This window comes from Streptomyces sp. NPDC001728, from assembly GCF_040297565.1.
Classification (GTDB): domain Bacteria; phylum Actinomycetota; class Actinomycetes; order Streptomycetales; family Streptomycetaceae; genus Streptomyces.
This window is the reverse complement of sequence record NZ_JBEOZK010000007.1, coordinates 252,283-274,088: the sequence shown is the minus strand read 5'-3', so window position 1 is coordinate 274,088 and position 21,806 is coordinate 252,283. Positions and strand designations below refer to the sequence as shown.

General features: G+C 70.8%; 20 protein-coding genes and 1 pseudogene. 11 read left to right on the top strand and 10 right to left on the bottom strand.

What is annotated here, in order from left to right; genetic code table 11:
* Nucleotides 1-81: 81 nt before the first annotated feature.
* From ABT154_RS14055 to ABT154_RS14030, 6 genes are read right to left on the bottom strand one after another with little or no spacing between them, the layout of a single operon-like run.
* The gene (locus ABT154_RS14055) at nucleotides 82-1,500 is read right to left on the bottom strand and encodes an NAD(P)/FAD-dependent oxidoreductase (RefSeq protein ID WP_351856811.1); all 1,419 of its coding nucleotides are present in this window, start codon (nucleotides 1,498-1,500) and stop codon (nucleotides 82-84) included.
* A 37-nt stretch (nucleotides 1,501-1,537) separates the two neighbouring features.
* A complete protein-coding gene (locus tag ABT154_RS14050) occupies nucleotides 1,538-2,332 on the bottom strand; it encodes an ABC transporter permease (RefSeq protein ID WP_351856809.1) in 795 nt (264 codons plus the stop codon).
* Nucleotides 2,332-3,267, bottom strand: a complete 936-nt coding sequence (locus ABT154_RS14045; RefSeq protein WP_351856807.1) for an ABC transporter permease — start codon at nucleotides 3,265-3,267, stop codon at nucleotides 2,332-2,334. The genes ABT154_RS14050 and ABT154_RS14045 overlap by 1 nt, the downstream gene beginning before the upstream one ends.
* The gene (locus ABT154_RS14040; RefSeq protein ID WP_351856805.1) at nucleotides 3,264-4,433 is read right to left on the bottom strand and encodes an ABC transporter ATP-binding protein; all 1,170 of its coding nucleotides are present in this window, start codon (nucleotides 4,431-4,433) and stop codon (nucleotides 3,264-3,266) included. The genes ABT154_RS14045 and ABT154_RS14040 overlap by 4 nt, the downstream gene beginning before the upstream one ends.
* Before the next feature lie 43 nt (nucleotides 4,434-4,476).
* Nucleotides 4,477-5,724 (bottom strand): ABC transporter substrate-binding protein, encoded by a 1,248-nt coding sequence (locus ABT154_RS14035; RefSeq protein WP_351856803.1) that lies wholly within the window; start codon nucleotides 5,722-5,724, stop codon nucleotides 4,477-4,479.
* A 49-nt stretch (nucleotides 5,725-5,773) separates the two neighbouring features.
* Nucleotides 5,774-7,288 (bottom strand): gamma-aminobutyraldehyde dehydrogenase, encoded by a 1,515-nt coding sequence (locus ABT154_RS14030; protein WP_351856801.1) that lies wholly within the window; start codon nucleotides 7,286-7,288, stop codon nucleotides 5,774-5,776.
* Between the two features lie 175 nt (nucleotides 7,289-7,463).
* On the opposite strand from ABT154_RS14030, the gene ybiA reads away from it, so the two are divergent.
* Complete coding sequence (ybiA, locus tag ABT154_RS14025; protein WP_351856799.1) at nucleotides 7,464-8,012, top strand: riboflavin biosynthesis intermediates N-glycosidase; 549 nt, start codon at nucleotides 7,464-7,466, stop codon at nucleotides 8,010-8,012.
* A gap of 92 nt (nucleotides 8,013-8,104) precedes the next feature.
* Here the strand turns inward: ybiA and ABT154_RS14020 are convergent, their stop codons facing one another.
* Complete coding sequence (locus ABT154_RS14020) at nucleotides 8,105-8,782, bottom strand: DUF4190 domain-containing protein (RefSeq protein ID WP_351856797.1); 678 nt, start codon at nucleotides 8,780-8,782, stop codon at nucleotides 8,105-8,107.
* A gap of 75 nt (nucleotides 8,783-8,857) precedes the next feature.
* Between ABT154_RS14020 and ABT154_RS14015 the strand changes: the two genes are divergently transcribed.
* The 6 genes from ABT154_RS14015 (at nucleotide 8,858) to ABT154_RS13990 (ending at nucleotide 14,513) form a co-directional block, all read left to right on the top strand.
* Nucleotides 8,858-9,889 carry an adenosine deaminase gene (locus tag ABT154_RS14015; protein ID WP_351856795.1) on the top strand — a complete coding sequence of 344 codons (1,032 nt, stop codon included), beginning with the start codon at nucleotides 8,858-8,860 and terminating at the stop codon, nucleotides 9,887-9,889.
* 19 nt (nucleotides 9,890-9,908) lie between these two features.
* Nucleotides 9,909-10,598: a glycerophosphodiester phosphodiesterase gene (locus ABT154_RS14010; RefSeq protein ID WP_351856793.1), complete on the top strand. Its 690-nt coding sequence runs from the start codon at nucleotides 9,909-9,911 to the stop codon at nucleotides 10,596-10,598.
* The gene (locus ABT154_RS14005) at nucleotides 10,595-11,380 is read left to right on the top strand and encodes an SAM-dependent methyltransferase (RefSeq protein ID WP_351856792.1); all 786 of its coding nucleotides are present in this window, start codon (nucleotides 10,595-10,597) and stop codon (nucleotides 11,378-11,380) included. Before ABT154_RS14010 ends, ABT154_RS14005 begins: the two co-directional genes overlap by 4 nt.
* Nucleotides 11,380-12,537, top strand: coding sequence for a sensor histidine kinase (locus ABT154_RS14000; protein WP_351856790.1), 1,158 nt, complete (start codon nucleotides 11,380-11,382; stop codon nucleotides 12,535-12,537). Before ABT154_RS14005 ends, ABT154_RS14000 begins: the two co-directional genes overlap by 1 nt.
* Nucleotides 12,534-13,247 (top strand): response regulator, encoded by a 714-nt coding sequence (locus ABT154_RS13995; protein ID WP_351856788.1) that lies wholly within the window; start codon nucleotides 12,534-12,536, stop codon nucleotides 13,245-13,247. The genes ABT154_RS14000 and ABT154_RS13995 overlap by 4 nt, the downstream gene beginning before the upstream one ends.
* A gap of 96 nt (nucleotides 13,248-13,343) precedes the next feature.
* The gene (locus ABT154_RS13990; RefSeq protein ID WP_351856786.1) at nucleotides 13,344-14,513 is read left to right on the top strand and encodes a serine hydrolase domain-containing protein; all 1,170 of its coding nucleotides are present in this window, start codon (nucleotides 13,344-13,346) and stop codon (nucleotides 14,511-14,513) included.
* On the opposite strand, the pseudogene ABT154_RS13985 reads toward ABT154_RS13990, so the two are convergent.
* The 3 genes and pseudogenes from ABT154_RS13985 to ABT154_RS13975 form a co-directional block, all read right to left on the bottom strand.
* Nucleotides 14,495-14,716, bottom strand: a pseudogene (locus tag ABT154_RS13985) (hypothetical protein); the annotation flags it as partial. The gene ABT154_RS13990 and the pseudogene ABT154_RS13985 sit on opposite strands and share 19 nt — an antisense overlap.
* A 94-nt stretch (nucleotides 14,717-14,810) precedes the next feature.
* Complete coding sequence (locus tag ABT154_RS13980) at nucleotides 14,811-15,977, bottom strand: ABC transporter substrate-binding protein (RefSeq protein ID WP_351856886.1); 1,167 nt, start codon at nucleotides 15,975-15,977, stop codon at nucleotides 14,811-14,813.
* Between the two features lie 145 nt (nucleotides 15,978-16,122).
* Nucleotides 16,123-17,559 (bottom strand): gamma-aminobutyraldehyde dehydrogenase, encoded by a 1,437-nt coding sequence (locus tag ABT154_RS13975; protein ID WP_351856784.1) that lies wholly within the window; start codon nucleotides 17,557-17,559, stop codon nucleotides 16,123-16,125.
* A 205-nt stretch (nucleotides 17,560-17,764) separates the two neighbouring features.
* On the opposite strand from ABT154_RS13975, the gene ABT154_RS13970 reads away from it, so the two are divergent.
* The 4 genes from ABT154_RS13970 (at nucleotide 17,765) to ABT154_RS13955 (ending at nucleotide 21,714) form a co-directional block, all read left to right on the top strand.
* Nucleotides 17,765-18,256, top strand: coding sequence for an Lrp/AsnC family transcriptional regulator (locus ABT154_RS13970; RefSeq protein WP_317874007.1), 492 nt, complete (start codon nucleotides 17,765-17,767; stop codon nucleotides 18,254-18,256).
* Entirely contained in the window at nucleotides 18,241-19,620 is a 1,380-nt protein-coding gene (locus tag ABT154_RS13965; protein ID WP_317874008.1) for an aspartate aminotransferase family protein, read from the top strand. The genes ABT154_RS13970 and ABT154_RS13965 overlap by 16 nt, the downstream gene beginning before the upstream one ends.
* Nucleotides 19,621-19,861: 241 nt before the next feature.
* Nucleotides 19,862-20,590 (top strand): ABC transporter ATP-binding protein, encoded by a 729-nt coding sequence (locus ABT154_RS13960; RefSeq protein WP_351856781.1) that lies wholly within the window; start codon nucleotides 19,862-19,864, stop codon nucleotides 20,588-20,590.
* Entirely contained in the window at nucleotides 20,572-21,714 is a 1,143-nt protein-coding gene (locus ABT154_RS13955) for a hypothetical protein (RefSeq protein ID WP_351856779.1), read from the top strand. Before ABT154_RS13960 ends, ABT154_RS13955 begins: the two co-directional genes overlap by 19 nt.
* Nucleotides 21,715-21,806: the final 92 nt, after the last annotated feature.

Here is a 21,806-nt window from a genome sequence, read left to right as displayed (position 1 = left end):
TACGGAGAGAGCGATTCGGGCGGCAACTCTTACGCGGTTTCAGCTACCCATCAGTTGTGACGTGCGTCACATGAATGCCACTCAGCTGTCGAAACCGAGGCCCACCCGGTCCATGACCTTCAGCCACAGATTGCGCCGGCCGGCGTTCTCGTCGGCGCGGGCCATCGACCACTTGGTGATGCCGATGCCGGCCCAGGCGATGGGCTCGGGCGGGAACGGCAGCGGCTTGCGGCGGACCATCTCCAGCTCGGTGCGCTCCGTGCGCTCCCCCGCGAGCAGGTCGAGCATCACGTCCCCGCCGAAGCGGGTGGCGCCGACGCCGAGGCCGGTGAACCCGGCCGCGTACGCCACCTTGCCCTGGTACGCCGTACCGAAGAAGGCGGAGAAGCGGGAGCAGGTGTCGATGGCGCCGCCCCAGGCGTGGCTGAAGCGCAGCCCCTCCAGCTGCGGGAAGCAGCGGAAGAAGTGCTCGGCCAGCTTGAGGTACGTCTCGGGCCGGTGGTCCATCTCGGCGCTGACCTTGCCGCCGAAGGGGTAGATCGCGTCGTAGCCGCCCCAGAGGATGCGGTGGTCGGACGTGATCCGGAAGTAGTGGAACTGGTTGGCGGAGTCGCCGAGGCCCTGCCGGTTCTTCCAGCCGATCGAGGCGAGCTGCTCGGGGCTGAGCGGCTCGGTCATCAGGGCGTAGTCGTAGACCGGGACGGTGTACGAGCGGACGCGCTTGACGAGCGACGGGAAGACGTTGGTGCCGAGCGCGACCCGGCGGGCGACGACCTTGCCGTACGGAGTGCGGACGCCCATGCCGGCGCCGACGGAGACGAGCTCCAGGCCCGGGGTGTTCTCGAAGATCCGGACGCCCAGGCCGAGGCAGGCCCGCTTGAGTTCCCAGGCCAGCTTGGCCGGGTTCACCATGGCGACGCCGCGCTTGTCCCACATGCCGCCGAGGAAGGTCGGCGAGTCCACCTCCGCGCGGACCGCGTCCTGGTCGAGGAGTTCGAGGCCGTCCGCGAGACCGAGCCGGTCGATCTCCTCGTACATCTCGTGGAGTTCCTCGACCTGGTACGGCTCGGTGGCGACGTCGATCTCGCCGGTCCGCTCGAAGTCGCAGTCGAGGGAGTAGCGGGCGACCGCCTCCTCGATGCCGTCGAGGTTGCGCTCGCCCAGCTCCTCCAGCTTCGGCAGCTCGCCCGGCCAGCGGGCGAGCCCGTTGCCGAAGCCGTGGGTGAGGGAGGCGGCGCAGAAGCCTCCGTTGCGGCCCGAGGCGGCCCAGCCCACCTCGCGCCCCTCGATCAGTACGACATCCCGGGCGGGGTCGCGCTCCTTGGCGAGGAGCGCGGTCCACAGTCCGCTGTAGCCGCCGCCGACGACGAGGAGATCGCACTTCTCGGTGCCGGTGAGGGCGGGCAGGGCGCCGGGCTTGCCGGGATCTTCCAGCCAGAAGGGGACGGGCTGGGCGTCGGAGAGAGATTGTGCAGCGAGACGCATGGCGACTGGGGCCATGGTTTCCAACTCCTTCGGTGCCTGAGCTGCGTTCTGCTCAGGCCGTTGCTGTTTTCTTGCGCCGGTTCGTAATGATTTGCCCGGTCACGACCACCAGTACCGCAAGGACGAACATCGCGGTGCCGATGACGTTGATCTGAACGGGGGTTCCTCGCTGTGCCGAGCCCCAGACGAACATGGGGAAGGTCACCGTGGAGCCCGCGTTGAAGTTGGTGATGATGAAGTCGTCGAACGAGAGCGCGAAGGCGAGCAGGGCGCCGGCGGCGATGCCCGGCGCGGCGATCGGCAGGGTCACGCGCAGGAAGGTCTGCGTGGGTCCCGCGTAGAGGTCGCGGGCCGCTTCCTCCAGGCGCGGGTCCATGGACATGACCCGGGCCTTGACCGCCGTCACGACGAACGACAGACAGAACATGATGTGGGCGATCAGGACCGTCCAGAAGCCCAGCTCGATCCCCATGTTGAGGAAGAGGGTGAGCAGCGAGGCGGCCATGACGACCTCGGGCATCGCCATCGGCAGGAAGATCAGCGAGTTGATCGCACCGCGCGCCCGGAAGCGGTAGCGGACGAGCGCGAAGGCGATCATCGTGCCGAGGACGACGGCGCCGACGGTGGCCCAGGCGGCGAGCTGGAGGGAGAGGGAGAGCGACTCGCACATGTCGGCGACGCCGCAGGGGTCCTTCCAGGCGTCGAGCGAGAACTCCTGCCAGGAGTAGTTGAAGCGCCCCTTCGGCTTGTTGAAGGAGAACGCCATCACCACCAGGTTCGGCAGGATCATGTACGCGAGCGTCAGCACGCCCGCGATGACGACGAGGTTCCGACGGATCCAACGCATCAGACCAGGTCCTCCGTTCCCGCTCGGCGGATGTAGACGGTGACCATGATCAGCACGATCGCCATGAGGATGAAGGAGAGGGCCGAGGCCGTCGGGTAGTCGAGCACCCGCAGGAACTGCGACTGGATGACGTTGCCGATCATCTTGGTGTCGGTCGAGCCGAGCAGTTCGGCGTTGACGTAGTCGCCGCTCGCCGGGATGAAGGTGAGCAGGGTGCCGGAGACGACGCCGGGCATCGACAGCGGGAAGGTCACCTTGCGGAAGGTCGTGGCCGGCGAGGCGTACAGGTCCTGCGCGGCCTCGTGCAGCCGGCCGTCGATCCGCTCCAGGGAGGTGTAGAGGGGCAGGATCATGAAGGGCAGGAAGTTGTACGTGAGACCGCAGACCACCGCCATCGGGGTGGCGAGGACGCGGTCGCCCTCGGTCCAGCCGAGCCAGCTGGTCACGTCCAGGAAGTGGAGGGCGTTGAGCGCCTGCACCACGACGCTGTCGTCCGCCAGGATCGTCTTCCACGCGAGCGTGCGGATGAGGAAGCTGGTGAAGAAGGGCGCGATGACCAGGACCAGGAGCAGATTGCGCCAGCGGCCGGCCTTGAACGCGATCAGGTACGCCAGCGGGTAGCCGAGCAGCAGGCAGAGCAGGGTCGCGGTCCCGGCGTACAGCAGGGAGCGGATGAGCTGCGGCCAGTACTCCTGGAAGGCGTCCCAGTAGGTCTGGAAGTGCCAGGTGACCTCGAAGCCCTGCTCCAGGGAGCCGGTCTGGACGGAGGTCGAGGCCTGGTAGACCAGCGGCAGCGCGAAGAAGACGACGAGCCAGATGATGCCGGGCAGCAGCAGCCAGTACGGGACGAGCCGCTTACGGGTGGAGGGCTTGCGCAGAACCGGTTCCTCGACCGGCTTCGGCGCGTCCTCCTTCGTCAGGGTGGAGGTGCTCATCCGGCGTCCTCCACCGTCTCCACGCCCGCGTCGATGTCCTGGGCGGCGTCGAGGCCGAAGGTGTGCGCCGGGTTCCAGTGCAGGACGACCTCGGCGCCGGGGACCAGACGCGTGTCGCGCTCGATGTTCTGCTCGTAGACCTGGAGCTCCGCGCCCGCGGGCGAGTTCACCACGTACTGGGTGGAGACGCCGATGAAGGAGGAGTCGACGATCCGGCCGGCGACCCGGTTGCGGCCCTCGGCGATCGAGCCCGCGTCGTCGGCGTGCGCGAGCGAGATCTTCTCGGGGCGCACGCCCACGAGCACCTTGCCGCCCTGGCGGACGGCGGAGGTACAGCGGTCGCCGGGCACCCTGAGCTTGCCGCCGCCGGCCGTGACGAGCACGTCGGCGCCGGTCTCCTGGACCTCGGCCTCGATCAGGTTCGAGGTGCCGAGGAAGTTGGCGACGAAGGTGGTCTGCGGGTTCTCGTACAGGTCGGCGGGGGCGCCGAGCTGCTCGACCCGGCCGCCGTTCATCACCGCGACCTGGTCGGCCATGGTCATGGCCTCCTCCTGGTCGTGGGTGACGTGCACGAAGGTGATGCCGACCTCGGTCTGGATCCGCTTGAGCTCCAGCTGCATCTGGCGGCGCAGCTTGAGGTCGAGGGCGCCGAGCGGCTCGTCGAGGAGCAGCACCTGCGGGTGGTTGATGAGCGCGCGGGCCACGGCGACGCGCTGCTGCTGGCCGCCGGAGAGCTGGTGCGGCTTGTGGTGGGCCTTGTCGCCGAGCTGGACGAGCTCCAGCATGTCGTCGACCTGCTTCTTCACCGACTTGATGCCGCGCCGGCGCAGGCCGAAGGCGATGTTCTCGGTGATGTCCATGTGCGGGAAGAGCGCGTAGGACTGGAAGACGGTGTTGACCGGCCGCTTGTACGGCGGGAGGTCGGTGACGTCCTTGTCGCCGAGGAAGACGGTGCCGGTACTCGGGTCCTCCAGGCCGGCGATCATGCGCAGCGTGGTGGTCTTGCCGCAGCCGGAGGCGCCGAGAAGGGCGAAGAAGGAGCCCTGCGGGACGGTCAGGTCGAGCGGCTGGACGGCGGTGAAGGAGCCGTACGACTTGCTGATCCCGGTCAGACGGACGTCGCCGCCGCCCGTGTTCTTTCCAGCGTGAGCAGTCTTGTCAGTCATGGGTTGTGGTCCCAGGGAGTGAGAGAGGTGGACGACGTGGGCCTCAGGCACCGATGAGCTTGGCGAACTTCTCCTCGTACGCCGTCTCCTCTTCGCTGGTGAGCGAGCGGAAGGCGTGCGACTTCTTGGCCATGGCCTTGTCCGGGAGGATCAGCGTGTTGTTCGCAAGCTCGGGGTCGATCTTGGCGAGCTCGTCCTTCACCCCGTCGACGGGGCACACGTAGTTGATGTACGCGGCGAGCTGGGCGGCGACGGGAAGCTCGTAGTAGTAGTCGATGAGCTTCTCGGCGTTCGTCTTGTGCCGGGACTGTGCGGGGACGAGCAGGTTGTCGCTGGAGGTGATGTAGCCGGCGGACGGTATGGAGTACTTGATGTCCGGGTTGTCGGCCTGGAGCTGGATGATGTCGCCGGCCCAGGCGAGGCAGGCCGCGATGTCGCCCTTGTCCAGGTCGGAGGTGTAGTCGTTGCCGGTGAAGCGGCGTATCTGCTTGGTGTCGACGCCCTTCTGGAGGCGTCCGATCGCCGCGTCGTAGTCGGCGTCGGTGAACTTCCCGGGGTCCTTGCCGAGGTCGAGCAGCGCCATGCCGACCGTGTCGCGCATCTCGGTGAGGAAGCCGACCCGGCCCTTGAGCGAGGGATCGTCCAGGAGCTGGGTGACCGAGTCGACCTTCTTGCCGCCGGTCGCCTTCACGTTGTACGCGATGACGGTGGAGATGCCGGTCCACGGGTACGAGTAGGCCCGGCCCGGGTCCCAGTCGGGGCGGCGGAACTGCGCCGACAGGTTGGCGTACGCGTTGGGCAGGTTCGCCGGGTCGAGCCGCTGCACCCAGCCGAGCCGGATCATGCGGGCGGCCAGCCAGTCGGTGACGCAGATCAGGTCGCGGCCGGTGTCCTGGCCGGCCGCGAGCTGCGGTTTGATCTTGCCGAAGAACTCGACGTTGTCGTTGATGTCCTCGGTGTACTTGACCTTGATCCCGGTGCGCTTCGCGAACGCCTCCAGGGTCGGACGGGACTTCTCGTCCTCGCTGACGTCCATGTACTCGGTCCAGTTGGAGAAGGCGACGCTCTTCTCCTTGGCCGAGACGTCCGCGGAGGCGGGCCCCTGGCCCTCACGCTTGGCCGGCGGGATGCCGCAGGCGCTCAGACCGGCGAGGCCGCCGATCGTGAGCGCCCCGACGCCGCCCGCCCGCAGCATCGAACGGCGGCTGAGGGCGCCCCGGCCGCTCGTCAGACTGCGCCGTATCGCCGCCCGTTGCGCGGCGGACAGGCTCTCGGGCTCGAACTGCTCCATGCGCTGTGCCCTTTCGGGATGCTTGCGCCGCTGGTCGGGCGGCAGGTGGTTATCGGTCCCCGAAGATCGTGCGGTGCCAGTCCTTGGCCGCCACCGCGGTGTTGTCGAACATCACGTGCTTGACCTGCGTGTACTCCTCGAAGGAGTACACCGACATGTCCTTCCCGTACCCCGAGGCCTTGGTGCCGCCGTGCGGCATCTCGCTGATGATCGGGATGTGGTCGTTGACCCAGACACAGCCGGCCTTGATCTCCCGCGTGGCGCGGTTGGCCCGGTAGACGTCCCGGCTCCAGGCCGAGGCGGCCAGGCCGTACGGGGTGTCGTTGGCGAGCCGGATGCCCTCGTCGTCGCTGTCGAAGGGCAGGGCCACCAGCACCGGGCCGAAGATCTCCGACTGCACGACCTCGCTGTCCTGCTCGGCGCCGGTGATCAGGGTGGGTCGGTAGTATGCGCCGTTCTCGAGCTCTCCACCAGGGGCTTCGCCGCCGGTGACGACGGTGGCGTAGCCGCGGGCGCGCTCGACGAAGCCGGCGACGCTGTCGCGGTGGCGGTGGCTGACCAGCGGGCCGAGGTCGGTCGACGGGTCGAAGGGGTCGCCCAGGCGGACGGTCTCCATCAGTTCGGCGACGCGGGCCACGAAGGCGTCGAACAGCGGGCGCTGGACGTACGCGCGGGTGGCGGCGGTGCAGTCCTGGCCGCTGTTGATGAGGGAGGCGGCGACGGCGCCGTTGGCGGCGGCCTCCAGGTCGGCGTCGTCGAAGACGACGAAGGGGGCCTTGCCGCCGAGTTCGAGGTGGAGCCGCTTCACGGTGGCGGTGGCGACCTCGGCGACCCGCTTGCCGACCGGGGTGGAGCCGGTGAAGGAGGTCATGACGACGTCGGGGTGGCCGACCAGGTGCTCGCCGACGATCCGGCCGGAGCCGCTGACGACGTTGATGACGCCGTCGGGGATGCCGGCCTCCTTCGCCGCCTGCGCGAACATCAGCGAGGTCAGCGGGGTGATCTCGGCGGGCTTGAGGACGATCGTGTTGCCGGCGGCGATCGCCGGGAGGATCTTCCAGGCGGCCATCTGGAGCGGGTAGTTCCAGGGGGCGATGGAGCCGATGACGCCGATCGCCTCGCGCCGGATGTACGAGGTGTGGTCACCGTCGTACTCGGCGGCCGACTGGCCCTGGAGGTGACGGGCGGCCCCCGCGAAGAAGGCGGTGTTGTCGATGGTGCCCGGTACGTCGAACTCGGTGGTGAGCCGGAGGGGCTTGCCGCACTGGAGGGACTCCACGCGGGCGATGTCCTCGGCCCGGTCGGCGAGGACGCCGGCGAAGCGGTGGAGGGCGTCGGAGCGCTCACCGGGGGTGGCGCCGGACCAGCCGGGGAAGGCGGCCTTGGCGGCGGCCACGGCCTCGTCCACGTCGGCGACGGAGGCCAGCGCGTACGTGTACACGCTCTTCCCGGTCGCCGGGTCGATCACGCTGTGTTCCTGTCCGGAGGTTCCGGCACGGAGCCGTCCGCCGATGTACTGTGCGCCGTCCGCGAAGCGGTCCGTCACCTGGTAGCGGTTGCCCATGACGTTCTCCGTTGTCCCAGCTCGAATTGAGTGCCGATCCTGACAGAGGGATGCCCCTCCAACAAGGGATTCCGTTGTTGCCTTTTGATTACGCGACGAATTCGGTCGACCATGTGTCGAGGCAGCCGGAATATCTCCGTACGGAATGTCCGTGGCGGCTGCAAGACTCGCATGCATGAACAAGATCGACGAGCTGACGCAGCAGGTCAGCAGGGGTGACAAGGTCAAGTGGCTGCACTTCTGGGGTCACCGTCCGCATCCGGACGGACACCTTTCGGCGAGCTGTCTGAGCCAATGGTGGCCGTCGCCCTTCGTGGTCGACGGCGTGCCGTACGCGACGGCGGAACACTGGATGATGGCGGCCAAGGCCCGCCTCTTCCGGGACGCCGGGGCGGAGGCGGCGGCGCTGGCCGCCCGTACCCCCGCGGAGGCCAAGAACGCCGGCCGTCTCGTGCGGGACTTCGACGACACCGTGTGGCGGCGGGAGCGCTTCCGGATCGTCGTCGAGGGCAGCGTCCACAAGTTCTCCTCGGACGAGGCCCTGCGCGGGTACCTCCTCGGCACGGGCACCCGCGTCCTGGTGGAGGCCAGCCCGATGGACCGGGTCTGGGGCATCGGTCTCGCGGCGGACGACCCGCGCGCCCACGACCCCGCCCGCTGGGCCGGGCTCAACCTCCTGGGCTTCGCCCTGATGGAGGCCCGGGAGCGGCTGCGGACCGGCTGAGCGCGGAAGAGCCCCGCACCTCGGGGGAGGCGCGGGGCCCGAGCCGCGGACCGCCGCTCACGGGGTCCCGCGGGCGTACGGTCGCGGGTCGCTCAGCGGGGAGCGCTGAGGGAGGTCCCGGTCGACGACCAGGGGTCCTCGTCGCTGCTGCTCCACTCGTCGGCGTTCATCGCCAGGACGATGATCAGGGCGATGCCCGCCAGGCCGAGGGCGATGCCGATCGACCCGAGCGTGATGCCGGCGACGGCCTGCCCCTTGTTGTTCGCCTCGCCCCGCAGGTGCCGCTTGCGGCCCACGATGCCCAGGGGCAGCGCGACCGCGCCCAGGATCAGGCCGAGGATGCCGTACGAGCAGAAGGCGAGCACGACGGCGCAGATGCCCACCACCATCGCGGCGACACCCATCCCGTTGTTCATCGGCTGCTGCCAGCCGGGCTGGCCGTACCCGGGGTACCCGTACCCGGAGACCGGCGGGGGCGTCGGAGCCGCCGGATAGCCGTACCCGCCGGACGCGTTCGCCGCCGGGTAGCCGTACCCGCCGGTACCGGCGGACGGATAGCCGTACCCGGCACCGGCCGCCGGGCCGCCCGGGGCCACCGGCGGCGGCGGGACCTCGGGCTCGGACGCCAGCGGCACGGACGTGACGGTCTGCTGATCGTGCACCGGCGCGGACGGCGCCGGCTTGCTCAGTTCCACCCCGTCACGGTTCGGCGGAGCCCACGGGTCCGCCGGGTCGAATCCGCCCCGCGACTGGTCTTGGTTGTCAGACATGGGCCTCCCCCATCATGGTCCCGCCATGCTACGGCCTCACCCTTGAGGGGGAACCGCCCGGCCTACGATGACCCGATGACCGACCTCCACCCCTTCATCGCGGGCCTCCCCAAGGCCGAGCTGCACGTCCACCACGTCGGCTCCGCCTCCCCCCGGATCGTCGCCGAACTGGCCGCCCGGCACCCCGACTCCAAGGTCCCCACGGACCCCGAGGCGCTGGCCGACTACTTCACCTTCACCGACTTCGCGCACTTCATCGACGTGTACCTGTCCGTCGTCGACCTGGTCCGCACCCCCGAGGACGTCCGGCTGCTGACCTTCGAGGTCGCCCGTGACATGGCCCGGCAGAACATCCGGTACGCCGAGCTGACCATCACGCCGTACTCCTCCACCCGCCGCGGCATCGACGAGCGCGCCTTCATGGCGGCGATCGAGGACGCCCGCAAGGCCGCCGAGGCCGAGTTCGGCACCGTCCTGCGCTGGTGCTTCGACATCCCCGGCGAGGCCGGTCTGCTCTCCGCCGAGGAGACCGCGCGGCTCGCCACCACCGACGGACTGCGCCCCGAGGGCCTGGTCTCCTTCGGGCTCGGCGGCCCGGAGATCGGGGTGCCGCGCCCGCAGTTCAAGCCGTACTTCGACCTGGCGCGGGCGGCCGGCCTGCACTCCGTCCCGCACGCCGGCGAGACGACCGGCCCCCGGACGGTCTGGGACGCGATCAACGACCTGGGCGCCGAGCGCATCGGCCACGGCACCAGCTCCGTCCAGGACCCCGCGCTCCTCGCGCACCTGGCCGAGCACCGGATCGCCCTGGAGGTCTGCCCGACCTCGAACATCGCCACCCGGGCCGTCGCCACCCTCGACGAGCACCCGATCCGGCGGATGGTGGACGCCGGGGTCCTCGTCACGGTCAACAGCGACGACCCGCCGATGTTCGGCACCGACCTCAACAACGAGTACGGGGTCGCCGCCCGTCTCCTCGGTCTCGACGAGCGCGGTGTCGCCGCCCTCGCCAAGAACGCGGTGGAGGCCTCGTTCCTCGACCCGGCCGGAAAGGCCGGGATCGTCGCCGAGATCGACACGTACACGAACGACTGGCTGGCCCGCTGACGGCGACGAGAATGGGGGCATGGACTCCGTCACTGTCGTAGGTCACCGCGGCGACCCGTACCGCGTCCGCGAGAACACCCTCCGCTCGGTCTCCTCGGCGATCGAGCGGGGGGCGGACGCGGTCGAGGTCGACGTCCGGCTGACGGAGGACGGCGTGCCCGTCCTCCTCCACGACGACACCCTCAAGCGCCTCTGGGGCCACGGCCTCCCCCTCGCCGAGCTCCCGTACGCGCGGGTCCGCGAGCTGTCGCGGGGCGGGATCCCGACCCTGCGCGAGGCCCTGCTCACCGCCGGGGACCACCGGCTCATGCTGGACCTGCCGGGCGGCGACGCGGCCTCGGTCCGCACGATCGTCGGTACCGTCCGCGAGTGCGGCGCCGGGGAGCGCGTCTACTACTGCGCGGGCGCCGTCGCCATGCTGGACGTGCGGGCCGCCGATCCGGCCGCCGAGATCGCCCTGACCTGGACCTCTCTCGCCCCGCCCCGGCCGGTGCTGCTCGACGCGGTACGGCCGCGCTGGCTCAACTACCGCTTCGGCCTGGTGAGTCGGGGGCTGGTCGACCGGGTGCACCGGGACGGGCTGCTCGTCTCGGCCTGGACGGCGGACACCCGGCGCACGATGCGTAAGCTGATCACGAACGGGGTCGACTCGGTCACCACGAACCGCGTCGACACACTGGCAGCCGTCCTGCGAAAGGCGCACGCGTGAACGACCGCATCCGGACCGACATCGCCCACAACGCCCGGGTGTGGAACTACTGGCTGGGTGGCAAGGACAACTACCCGGTCGACCGCGCGGTCGGCGACCAGGTCACCCGCTTCTACCCGAGCATCGGCGAAGTGGCCCGCGCCGACCGGGCGTTCCTCGGCCGGGTGGTGACCGGGCTGGCCGCCGACGCCGGCGTGCGCCAGTTCCTCGACATCGGTACGGGGCTGCCCACCGCCGACAACACCCACGAGGTCGCCCAGCGGGCCGCACCCGACGCCCGGATCGTCTACGTCGACAACGACCCGATCGTCCTCACCCACGCCCGGGCGCTGCTGACCAGCGCGCCCGAAGGCGTCACCGAGTACGTGGACGCCGACGCGCGCGAACCGGGGAAGATCCTCGCGGCGGCGGGTACCACGCTCGACCTCACCCGCCCGGTCGCGGTGATGATGCTCGGCATCCTCAACTTCGTCCTGGACACCGACGAGGCCCGGAGGATCGTCCGGACCCTGATGGACGCCGTCCCGTCCGGCAGCTACCTGGTGCTCACCCACCCCACCCTGGAACCGGAGCTCGGCGGCGAGGGCAACAGGGACGCGATGGCGTTCTGGAACGAGAACGCCACCCCGCCGATCACCGCCCGCAGCCGGGCCGAGTTCACCTCCTTCTTCGAGGGCCTCGAACTCCTGGAGCCGGGCATCGTCTCCTGCTCGCGCTGGCGTCCCGCCTCCGAGGAGGCGTACGTGGTCGCGCAGTTCGGCGCGGTGGGCCGCAAGCCGTAATGGGGATACGGGGGCAGGTGCGCGGCCGGTGGGAGCGGGCGCGGACCTGGGGCTCGGCGAACCCCTGGGCGGTGGACGCGGGGATCGCGCTCCTCGTCCAGGCGGCGATGACGATGCCGTTCGTGGTGCCGCGCGGGCCCGAACTGGAACCGGCGACCTGGGCCGCGTACGGGCTGACCACGCTCACCGTGCTGCCGCTGGTCGGGCGGCGGCGCGCACCTCTCGCCGTACTCCTCGCGGTCCTGGCGGCGAGCGCGCTGTACAAGCTGGCCCTGGAGGGGCCGGGGCAGCCGCTGCCGTACACCGGGCTCGTCTGCGTCTACACGATCGCGCTGCTCTCCCCCACCTGGAAGCGGCTCGCGACGGCGGGGCTCCTGCTGGTCGCGGTGCCGGTCTCGGTGTGGCTCAACACCCAGTCGGCGCGTGAACTGACCTTCTCCCTCTTCGTGTTCGGCGCCGCCTACGTCTTCGGGCGGCTCCAGGACGCCCGGCAGCGTGCCCACCTCGTGGAGGCCGAGCGGACCGCCGCGCGCGAACGCGCCCGCATCGCACGGGAGATGCACGACATCCTGTCGCACGCGGTGAGCCTGATGGTCGTCCAGGCGGAGGCGGGGCCGGTGGCCGTACGGGCCGCGCCGGAGCGCGCCGAGGCGGCGTTCGAGGCGATCTCGGAGACGGGCCGCGAGGCGATGACACAGCTGCGGCGGATGCTGGGGGTGCTGCGCGAGGGCGGCGAGGACGGCGCCCCGCGCGCACCGCAGCCGGACCTCGGGGGGATCCCCGGCCTGGTGGAGCGGGTACGGGCCGGCGGCCTCACCGTCGGGTACACCACGGAGGGCGGGGTACGGGCGCTGCCCGCGACGACCGGCGCGAGCGTCTACCGGATCGTCCAGGAGGCCCTGACGAACGTGGTGAGGCACGCGCGGGCCCGTACGGTCGACATCCGGCTCGCCCACACGGACGGCGTCCTGCGCGTGACGGTCACCGACGACGGGCGCGGCCCGCAGGGCGGCTCAGGCGGGCACGGACTCATGGGCATCCGGGAGCGGGCCGCCGCACACGGCGGGACGGTGACGACGGGACCGGGTCCCGGCGGCCGGGGTTTCGAGGTGCGGGTCCTGCTCCCCGTACCCTCCACGGCGGAGGCGGGGACATGACGACGATCCGGGTGGTGGTCGCGGACGACCAGGAACTGGTCCGCAGCGGCTTCGCGATGATCCTGGACGCGCAGCCGGACATCGAGGTGGTGGCGGAGGCCGGGGACGGGGCGGAGGCCGTCGCGGCGGTGCGCCGGCACGCGCCCGACGTGGCGCTGCTCGACATCCGGATGCCGGGGACCGACGGCATCGAGGCCTGCCGGGTGATCAGCGCGGAGTCCGGCTGCCGGACGGTGATCCTCACGACCTTCGACACCGACGCGTATGTGTACGAGGCGCTGCACGCGGGCGCGAGCGGTTTCCTCCTGAAGGACGTGCGGCGGGACGACCTGGTGCACGCGGTACGGGTGGTGGCGGCGGGCGAGTCGCTGCTCGCGCCGTCCGTGGCCCGCCGCCTGGTGGCGGAGTACACGGCGGGCGGCCCGCGCAGGACGGCCCCGGATCCGCGCCTCGACGTGCTGACGGGCCGGGAGCGGGAGACGCTGCTGCTGCTGGCGCGGGGTCTGTCGAACGCGGAGATCGCGGCGGAACTGGTGGTCAGCGACCACACGGTGAAGACGCACGTGGGGAACGTGCTGGCCAAGCTGGGCCTGCGCGACCGCATCCAGGCGGTGATCTGCGCGTACGAGACGGGGCTGGTCGCGGCGGGCTCTCCCCCGCCCGGGGGAGGCGCGGGACCGGGCCGCTCCCCCGCGCCGGGGAGGAACTGACCCGCCGAGGACCGCCGGTGCGGGCGATCCGCGGACCGTCGCCGGTCAGCAGGATGGAGTCATCGAGAACGAGGGCTCACACCACCGGAGTTGACCATGCGAAAGTCCACCCGCACGCTGCTCGCCGCCGCCCTGGTCCTGGGCGTGGCGGCCGGACCGGCGCTCACCCCGGCCTTCGCCGCACCGCGGCCGGCGGCTGCCGCGACGCAGGCCTCGACGCCCGATCTGTCGGCGGTGATCGCGGGCCTCCCCCGCGCCGACGCCACCGCGGCGCTGGTCCGGGTCGGCGGCACCGACGGTTCCTGGCAGGGCGGTTCGGGCGTCCACGACCTGGAGACGATGGCTCCGGCGGACCCGGCGGCCCGCTTCCGGGCCGGTTCGGTGACGAAGATCTTCACGGCGGCGACGGTGCTCCAGCTGGCCGCCGAGGGCCGGATCGACCTGGACCGCACGGCCCGCTCGTACCTGCCGGAGCTGATCCCCGGCCGGTACGCCACGGTGACGGTCCGCCAGCTCCTCAACCACACCCATGGCATCCCGGCCGCGGACCTGGCCGTCGGGGACACGGTGGAGGAGTGGTACGCGCACCGCTTCGACGCGCACAGCCCGGAGGCCATGGTCCGCGCGGCGACGGCGAAGCCGCGCGAGTTCCGGCCGGGCACCCGCCAGCACTACCTGAACATCGGGTACACGATCGCGGCCCTGATCGTGGAGCGGGTCACGGGCGACGCGTACGAGCACCAGGTGGAGCGGCGGATCCTGCGTCCGCTCGGCCTGCGGGACACGTACCTCCCGGGCGGCGCGGCGGAGCTCGTCGGCCCGTACAACCACGGCTACCAGACGATGCGGCTCGACGACGGGACGACCGGCCCGCGCGATGTCTCCGTCTGGGGGACCTCGGACGCCTGGGCGGCCGGGGACCTGGTGTCGACCACCGCCGACCTGGAGCGCTTCGTCCGGGAGCTGTTCGCGGGGCGGGTGGTGCGCGGGCCGCTCCTGGAGGAGATGTTCACCCTCCCGAAGGTCTCCGACCTCACGTCCGGCGACCCGGCCGCGTACTCCGCGGGTCTGTCGATGAAGCGGCTCGGCGGGCGCGAGGTGTGGGGCAAGACGGGTGGCCGCTGGGGCTACAACACGGCCGTCGCCTCGACCCGCGACGGCTCGCGCACCCTGGTCTACAGCGTCAACGCCACGGACGCGAAGGGCCAGGACATGAACCGGACCGCCCTCGGCCTGATGGTGGCGGCCTACGGCCTGCCCGGCTGAGCCGCCGCGAGCCCCGGACCGGCCTCCAGCGGCTGACCGGCCTCCAGCCGCTTGATCATCCGGCGGACGTGGAGCAGCGGCAGGACGCCGATGACCCCGAAGGACATGTCGATCACCGACCACCAGAAGGGGATGTCGCGGATCGGCCCGCAGATCAGGGCGAGAGGCAGGATGCCGGCGCAGGCGATCAGCCAGACGCGGATGCGCGCGAGAAGGGCTCTCGGCCCGTTCGAGTCGCTCATGAGGGCCTCTCACGCCTCTCTTGAACGCGTTCAGAAATGGGTCGGGAGCCGGTGCTCACAGGCCGACGATCGAGTTCCACCGCTTCGCGAACTCCTGGCGCTCATCGGACTTGATGTCGCGGGCGATGGCCAGCCGGCTCCGCATGTCGGCGTCCGGGAAGATCAGCGGGTCCTCCGCGAGGGCCACCAGTTCCTCGTCGCCGGAGTTCGCGAGGACGGTCTGCGCGGCCGGCACCGGGCACACGTAGTTGACCCAGGCGGCGAGTTCGGCGGCGACCTCGGGCTCGTAGTAGTAGTCGACGAGCTTCTCGGCGTTGGACTTGTGGTGGGCGAGGTTGGGGATCATGAGCGACTCGGCCCAGAGTTCCGCGCCCTCCTCGGGGACGACGAACTCGATGTCCGGGTTGTCGGCCTGGAGCTGGATGACGTCGCCGGAGTACGCCTGGCAGGCCAGGACGTCGCCGGTGGAGAGGTCCTTGATGTAGTCGTTGCCGGTGAAGCGGCGGATGTGCTTCTTCTTGACGAGGCCCTCGATCTGCTCGCAGAGGGCGTGGAAGTCGTCGGCGGTCCAGCGGGTCACGTCGACGCCGTTGCCCTGGAGGAGCAGGGCCATGGACTCGTCGAGCCCGGAGAGCAGGGTGACCTTGCCGCGCAGGTCGTCGGCCCACAGCTCCTTGGTGGAGCGCAGCTCACGGCCGAGCTTCTTCCGGTTGTACGCGATGCCGGTGATGCCGGACTGCCAGGGGACGCTGTGCAGCCGCCCGGGGTCGAACGCCGCATTGCGCAGCTGCGGGTTGAGGTTCCGGGCGACGTTCGGCTGCGCGGCGCGGTCCATCTCCTGGACCCAGCCGAGGCGGACGAAGCGGGCGGCCATCCAGTCGCTGACGACGATGAGATCGCGCCCGGTCTCCTGGTGGTTCATCAGGGAGGGGCTGATCTTGCCGAAGAACTCGTCGTTGTCGTTGATCTCCTCCGTGTAGCGCACGGCGATGCCACTGCGCTTGCGGAAGCCGTCGAGGGTGGGCCGCTTCCTGGGGTCCTCGTCATCGGTGTCGATGTAGAGCGGCCAGTTGGCGAAGTCGAGGGTCCGGTCGCGGGCGGAGAGGTCGCGCCCCGCCCGGTCCCTCTCGTCGACGTACGCGGCGGGCACTCCGCACCCGGCCGCGAGCAGGGTGGCGGCCCCGGCGCCGCCGATGCCGCGCAGCAGGGACCGGCGGGACATGTTCTTCCTGGCTGTCGCTCTCACCCCCGCAGCATCGCCCCCCGCCACCACCTGCGGCAATGGACGGTACGTCGAGCGAAGGAGCGAGGCCCCGACACCCTGTCGATCAAGGGTGCCGGGGCCTCGCTGCCGAAGCCGGGGCGGATCAGCCCAGGGAGGTCATGACGTGCTTGATGCGCGTGTAGTCCTCGAAGCCGTAGGCGGAGAGGTCCTTGCCGTAGCCGGACTTCTTGTAGCCGCCGTGGGGCATCTCGGCGACCAGCGGGATGTGGGTGTTGATCCACACGCAGCCGAAGTCGAGCGACTTGGACATGCGCATCGCGCGCGCGTGGTCCTTGGTCCAGACGGAGGAGGCGAGGGCGTACTCGACGCCGTTCGCGAACTCCAGGGCCTGCGCCTCGTCCGTGAAGGACTGGACGGTGATGACCGGGCCGAAGACCTCGTTCTGGACGATCTCGTCGTCCTGCTTGAGGCCCGAGACGACGGTCGGGGCGTAGAAGTAGCCCTTGTCGCCGACGCGACGGCCGCCGGCCTCGACCTTGGCGTGCGCCGGGAGGCGGTCGATGAAGCCGGTGACCTGCTTCAGCTGGTTGGCGTTGTTGAGCGGGCCGTACAGCACTTCCTCGTCGTCCGGCTGGCCGGTCTTGATCTCGGAGGCGGCCTTGGCGAGCGCGGCGACGAACTCGTCGTGGATGGACTCCTGGACGAGGACGCGGGTGGCGGCCGTGCAGTCCTGGCCGGCGTTGAAGAAGCCGGCGACGGAGATGTCCCCGACGGCCTTCTCGATGTCGGTGTCCTCGAAGACGACGACCGGCGCCTTGCCGCCCAGCTCCAGGTGGACGCGCTTGACGTCCTTGGCCGCCGACTCGGCGACCTGCATGCCGGCGCGCACGGAGCCGGTGATGGAGGCCATGGCCGGGGTCGGGTGCTCGACCATCGCCTTACCGGTCTCACGGTCGCCGCAGACGACGTTGAAGACGCCCTTGGGGACGATCTGACCGATGATCTCGGCCATCAGGACGGTCGACGCGGGGGTCGTGTCCGAGGGCTTGAGGACCACGGTGTTGCCCGCGGCGAGGGCCGGGGCGAACTTCCACACGGCCATCATCATCGGGTAGTTCCAGGGGGCGACCTGGGCGCAGACGCCGACGGGCTCGCGGCGGACGATGGAGGTCATGCCCTCCATGTACTCGCCGGCGGAGCGGCCCTCCAGCAGTCGGGCGGCACCCGCGAAGAAGCGGATCTGGTCCACCATCGGCGGGATCTCCTCGCTCGCGGTGATGCCGATCGGCTTGCCGGTGTTCTGCACCTCGGCGGCGATCAGGTCCTCGGCGCGCTCCTCGAAGGCGTCCGCGATCTTGAGGAGGACCTTCTGGCGCTCGGACGGCGTGCTGTCGCGCCAGGCGGGGAAGGCGGACGCGGCGGCCTCCATGGCGGCGTCGACGTCGGCCGGCCCGGAGAGCGGGGAGGTGGCGTACACCTCGCCGGTGGCCGGGTTGATCACCTCGATGGTGCGGCCGTCGGCCGCGTCGCGGAACTCCCCGTTGATGTAGTTACGCAGCCGGCGCAGCTCGGTGGTCACTTGGCCACCCCTCCTGTCACGTTCTGTCGTCGCACGTCCCTGTGCGGTGCCCCGATGGGCAGACACCTCAGCCTAGTCGCTCGGCTGACGCTTTCAACAGGCCCGACCCCCGACAACTTCGGATTCAGTGCCTTTGAGGGCCTCTCGCAACGAATTACATCGCTTCGGGGTTGCAAGACCGACGAGTCTCGGTGCACAGTGAGGTGTGGCCAGTCGAAGCACAGACTCCAGAACCGGAACCGGTTCGTCCCCGACGATCGACGCCGTCTCCCTGGCGATCATCGAACAACTCCAGGAGGACGGTCGCCGCCCCTACGCGGCGATCGGCAAGGCCGTCGGCCTCTCCGAAGCCGCCGTACGGCAGCGCGTCCAGAAGCTGCTCGACCAGGGCGTCATGCAGATCGTCGCCGTCACCGACCCGCTCACCGTGGGTTTCCGACGGCAGGCGATGGTCGGCATCAACGTCGAGGGTGACCTGGATCCGGTGGCGGAAGCGCTGACAGGCATGGCCGAATGCGAGTACGTGGTGATGACCGCGGGCTCCTTCGACCTGATGGTGGAGGTCGTCTGCGAGGACGACGACCACCTGCTGGATGTGATCAACAAGCGCATCCGGACCCTGCCCGGCGTGCGCTCGACCGAGAGCTTCGTCTACCTCAAGCTCAAGAAGCAGACCTACATGTGGGGAACCCGATAACCGTGACCCAGGACCTCTCCAAGTCCGCCTACGACCACCTGTGGATGCACTTCACCCGCATGTCGTCGTACGAGAACTCGCCCGTTCCCACCATCGTGCGTGGTGAGGGCACCTACATCTTCGACGACAAGGGCAAGCGCTACCTCGACGGGCTCGCGGGTCTCTTCGTGGTCAACGCCGGACACGGCCGCGAGGAGCTGGCCGAGGTCGCGTACAAGCAGGCCAAGGAACTCGCGTTCTTCCCCGTGTGGTCGTACGCCCACCCGAAGGCCGTCGAGCTCGCCGAGCGCCTCGCCGACTACGCCCCGGGCGACCTCAACAAGGTCTTCTTCACCACCGGTGGCGGCGAGGCCGTCGAGACCGCCTGGAAGCTCGCCAAGCAGTACTTCAAGCTGCAGGGCAAGCACACCAAGTACAAGGTCATCTCGCGTGCGGTCGCCTACCACGGCACCCCGCAGGGCGCCCTGTCCATCACCGGCCTGCCGGCCCTGAAGGCCCCCTTCGAGCCGCTGGTCCCCGGCGCGCACAAGGTGCCGAACACCAACATCTACCGCGCCCCGATCCACGGCGACGACCCCGAGGCCTTCGGCCGCTGGGCCGCCGACCAGATCGAGCAGGAGATCCTCTTCGAGGGCGCCGACACCGTCGCCGCCGTCTTCCTGGAGCCGGTGCAGAACGCCGGCGGCTGCTTCCCGCCGCCGCCCGGGTACTTCCAGCGCGTCCGCGAGATCTGCGACCAGTACGACGTGCTGCTCGTCTCCGACGAGACGATCTGCGCCTTCGGCCGCCTCGGCACGATGTTCGCCTGTGACAAGTTCGGCTACGTGCCCGACATGATCACCTGCGCCAAGGGCATGACCTCGGGCTACTCCCCGATCGGTGCCTGCATCGTCTCCGACCGCATCGCGGAGCCGTTCTACAAGGGCGACAACACCTTCCTCCACGGCTACACCTTCGGTGGCCACCCGGTGTCGTCGGCGGTGGCCATCGCCAACCTCGACATCTTCGACAAGGAAGGCCTCAACCAGCACGTGCTGGACAACGAGGGCGCCTTCTTCTCCACGCTGCAGAAGCTGCACGACCTGCCGATCGTCGGCGACGTCCGCGGCAACGGCTTCTTCTACGGCATCGAGCTCGTCAAGGACAAGGTCACCAAGGAGTCCTTCACGGACGAGGAGACGGAGCGCGTGCTCTACGGCTTCCTCTCCAAGGCGCTCTTCGACAACGGCCTGTACTGCCGTGCCGACGACCGCGGCGACCCGGTCATCCAGCTGGCCCCGCCGCTGATCGCCGACCAGGGCACCTTCGACGAGATCGAAGGCATCCTGCGCTCGGTGCTCACCGAGGCGTGGACCAAGCTGTAGGACCCCCCTGCGGGACCCCGCTGCGGGACCGGCCCCTGACGGTCTCCCCCCAGCATCACGCCGCCCTCACGGCGTGACCCCGGCCCGGGCGTGCCGCCATCCGAGTGGATGGCGGCCACCCGGGCCGCGTGCCGTCCATGCGGACGGATCCGAATCCTTACGGTGCCCAGTGACCGACAGGCCCGTCCTTCGTTCCCCCGGAAGGGGGACACAGATCGGATCCGACATCGAGGTGTACGCGATGGCCCCACCGGACAACGACGTGCTCTGGGCGCGTTCCCTGCACTGCGCCCTGGGCGGTTCGGACGCGCTCAGCGGCGTCTCCCTCGGCGTCCGCGAAGGCGAGATCCTCGCCGTCGTCGGACCACGGGGAAGCGGCAAGACCACACTCCTGCGCTGCCTGTCCGGCCAGCTCGTCGCCCAGCAGGGCGAGGTCTGGTTCAACAGCGGCCCCGTCCACACCCTGGGCCCCGCCCAGCGCGAACGGCTCCGCCGCGACCGCTTCGGCTGGATCGACCCCGAACCGGGCCTCGTCCCCGAACTCACCGGCTGGGAGAACACCGCCCTGCCGCTGCTCCTCCGCGGGATCTCCCACCGGGCCGCGAAGACCACCGCCCTGGAATGGCTGGAGCGCCTCGACATCGGCGCCTGCGCCCGCAGACGGCCGCACGCCCTCAGCCACCCCCAGCGCCAGCGGATCGCCATCGCCCGCGCCCTCATCACCACCCCCACGGTGCTGTTCGCCGACGAACCCACCGCCGCACTGCACCGCGCCGAAGGCGCCCAGGTCCTGCGCACCCTGACGGCCGCCGCCCGCTCCCACGGCATCACCGTGCTCCTCGCCACCCACGACGGCGAGGTCGCGGCGCTCGCCGACCGCACGGTCGCGCTCCTCGACGGGCGCCGGGTCGCCGCCGTACCTCCGGCGTCAGGGGCGGAGGGCGTCGCCGCGTGCTCGCTCTCCGTCTAGCCCGCGGATCCCACCCCCTCGTCCTGACGCGCCGGCTCCTCGTCGCCGCCGCGGCCGCGGGGGTGGGTTTCCTCCTGCTCTGCACCCTCGGATACGCCGTCGGGCACCCGGACCGCTCCTCCACCTCCGTGCTGCGCCTGCTGTGGTGCGCGCTGCCGCTCGCCGCCACCGTCCAGTTCGCCGTCGCCGTGGCCCGTACCGACCCCGCCACCCGGCCCCGCCCCGGGCTGTCGGCCGTCGGACTCGGCCCCGCCCGCCTCACCGCCATCGCCGCCGCGTCGACCGCCGTGGCCTGCACCCTCGGCTCGGCCGTCGCACTGCTGTTCTATCTGCACCTGCGCGGCGACATCACGGGCCTGCCCTTCGACGGGGCCGCTGCCGACCTCCTCGCCGCCGACCAGCCGCTGCCGCTCGCCGCCGCCCTCACCCTGCTGGCCGTCCTGCCGGTCACCGCCGCCACCGCCGCAGGCCTCGCGCTGCGCCCGCGCACCGCGCCCGCCGCCCCGGAGGGCGCCGAGAAGCCGATGTCGAGCGGACTGCCCTGGGGCATCGCCCTGGTCGCCGTCGGCCTCGCCGTCGAGACCTACGCGGGACGCGGAGGCGGCGAAGGACTCCCGCTGCCCGGCCGCTTCGACGGCAACCCGGCGGGCGTCCTCACCGGCTGGGTCCTGACCGCGATCGGCCTCGCCCTGGCCGGCCCCGGCCTCGTCCACGGCTGCGGCCGGCTCCTCCAGGCCGTCCGGCCCGGCGCCACCCGGCTGCTCGCGGGACGCGTCCTGATGGACGAGTCCCGCCGTATCGGCCGGCCCCTCGGCGTGGTCAGCGCGGTCGTCTCCGGAACGCTCGCGGGAGCCTCGCTGTACAGCTCCGGCTCCGGCACCTTCGGACCGCTCACCGGCCTGGGCGCCGGACTGATCCTCGCCTGCACCACCGCCACCCTCCTGACGGCCGCCCTGGAGTCCAAGCAGGGCCGCGCCCACACCAGCGAGGCCCTCCTCCGCATCGGCGCCCCGCCCACGGTCCTGCGCACCGCCGCCCTGATGCGCGCGGGCGTCCTCCTCGCCGTCTTCCTCCCGCTGACCTGGGCGATCGCGGAACTGGCGGCACTGCCCCTGACGGGCTGACACGGCGCCCCCGCAGCCGAGGGCCGCCGGCGCGACTCGGGGCGGACCGGGACTCCGCCGCGCGGCGGAGACGAAGGCGCCCACGGGCCGAC

What these genes read in the sequence shown, in the direction of transcription:
- ABT154_RS14055 (WP_351856811.1), bottom strand. Translation starts at nt 1,500, where the DNA reads ATGGCCCCAGTCGCCATGCGTCTCGCTGCACAATCTCTCTCCGACGCC.
- ABT154_RS14050 (WP_351856809.1), bottom strand. Translation starts at nt 2,332, where the DNA reads ATGCGTTGGATCCGTCGGAACCTCGTCGTCATCGCGGGCGTGCTGACG.
- ABT154_RS14045 (WP_351856807.1), bottom strand. Translation starts at nt 3,267, where the DNA reads ATGAGCACCTCCACCCTGACGAAGGAGGACGCGCCGAAGCCGGTCGAG.
- ABT154_RS14040 (WP_351856805.1), bottom strand. Translation starts at nt 4,433, where the DNA reads ATGACTGACAAGACTGCTCACGCTGGAAAGAACACGGGCGGCGGCGAC.
- ABT154_RS14035 (WP_351856803.1), bottom strand. Translation starts at nt 5,724, where the DNA reads ATGGAGCAGTTCGAGCCCGAGAGCCTGTCCGCCGCGCAACGGGCGGCG.
- ABT154_RS14030 (WP_351856801.1), bottom strand. Translation starts at nt 7,288, where the DNA reads ATGGGCAACCGCTACCAGGTGACGGACCGCTTCGCGGACGGCGCACAG.
- ybiA (WP_351856799.1), top strand. Translation starts at nt 7,464, where the DNA reads ATGAACAAGATCGACGAGCTGACGCAGCAGGTCAGCAGGGGTGACAAG.
- ABT154_RS14020 (WP_351856797.1), bottom strand. Translation starts at nt 8,782, where the DNA reads ATGTCTGACAACCAAGACCAGTCGCGGGGCGGATTCGACCCGGCGGAC.
- ABT154_RS14015 (WP_351856795.1), top strand. Translation starts at nt 8,858, where the DNA reads ATGACCGACCTCCACCCCTTCATCGCGGGCCTCCCCAAGGCCGAGCTG.
- ABT154_RS14010 (WP_351856793.1), top strand. Translation starts at nt 9,909, where the DNA reads ATGGACTCCGTCACTGTCGTAGGTCACCGCGGCGACCCGTACCGCGTC.
- ABT154_RS14000 (WP_351856790.1), top strand. Translation starts at nt 11,380, where the DNA reads ATGGGGATACGGGGGCAGGTGCGCGGCCGGTGGGAGCGGGCGCGGACC.
- ABT154_RS13995 (WP_351856788.1), top strand. Translation starts at nt 12,534, where the DNA reads ATGACGACGATCCGGGTGGTGGTCGCGGACGACCAGGAACTGGTCCGC.
- ABT154_RS13990 (WP_351856786.1), top strand. Translation starts at nt 13,344, where the DNA reads ATGCGAAAGTCCACCCGCACGCTGCTCGCCGCCGCCCTGGTCCTGGGC.
- ABT154_RS13980 (WP_351856886.1), bottom strand. Translation starts at nt 15,977, where the DNA reads ATGTCCCGCCGGTCCCTGCTGCGCGGCATCGGCGGCGCCGGGGCCGCC.
- ABT154_RS13960 (WP_351856781.1), top strand. Translation starts at nt 19,862, where the DNA reads ATGGCCCCACCGGACAACGACGTGCTCTGGGCGCGTTCCCTGCACTGC.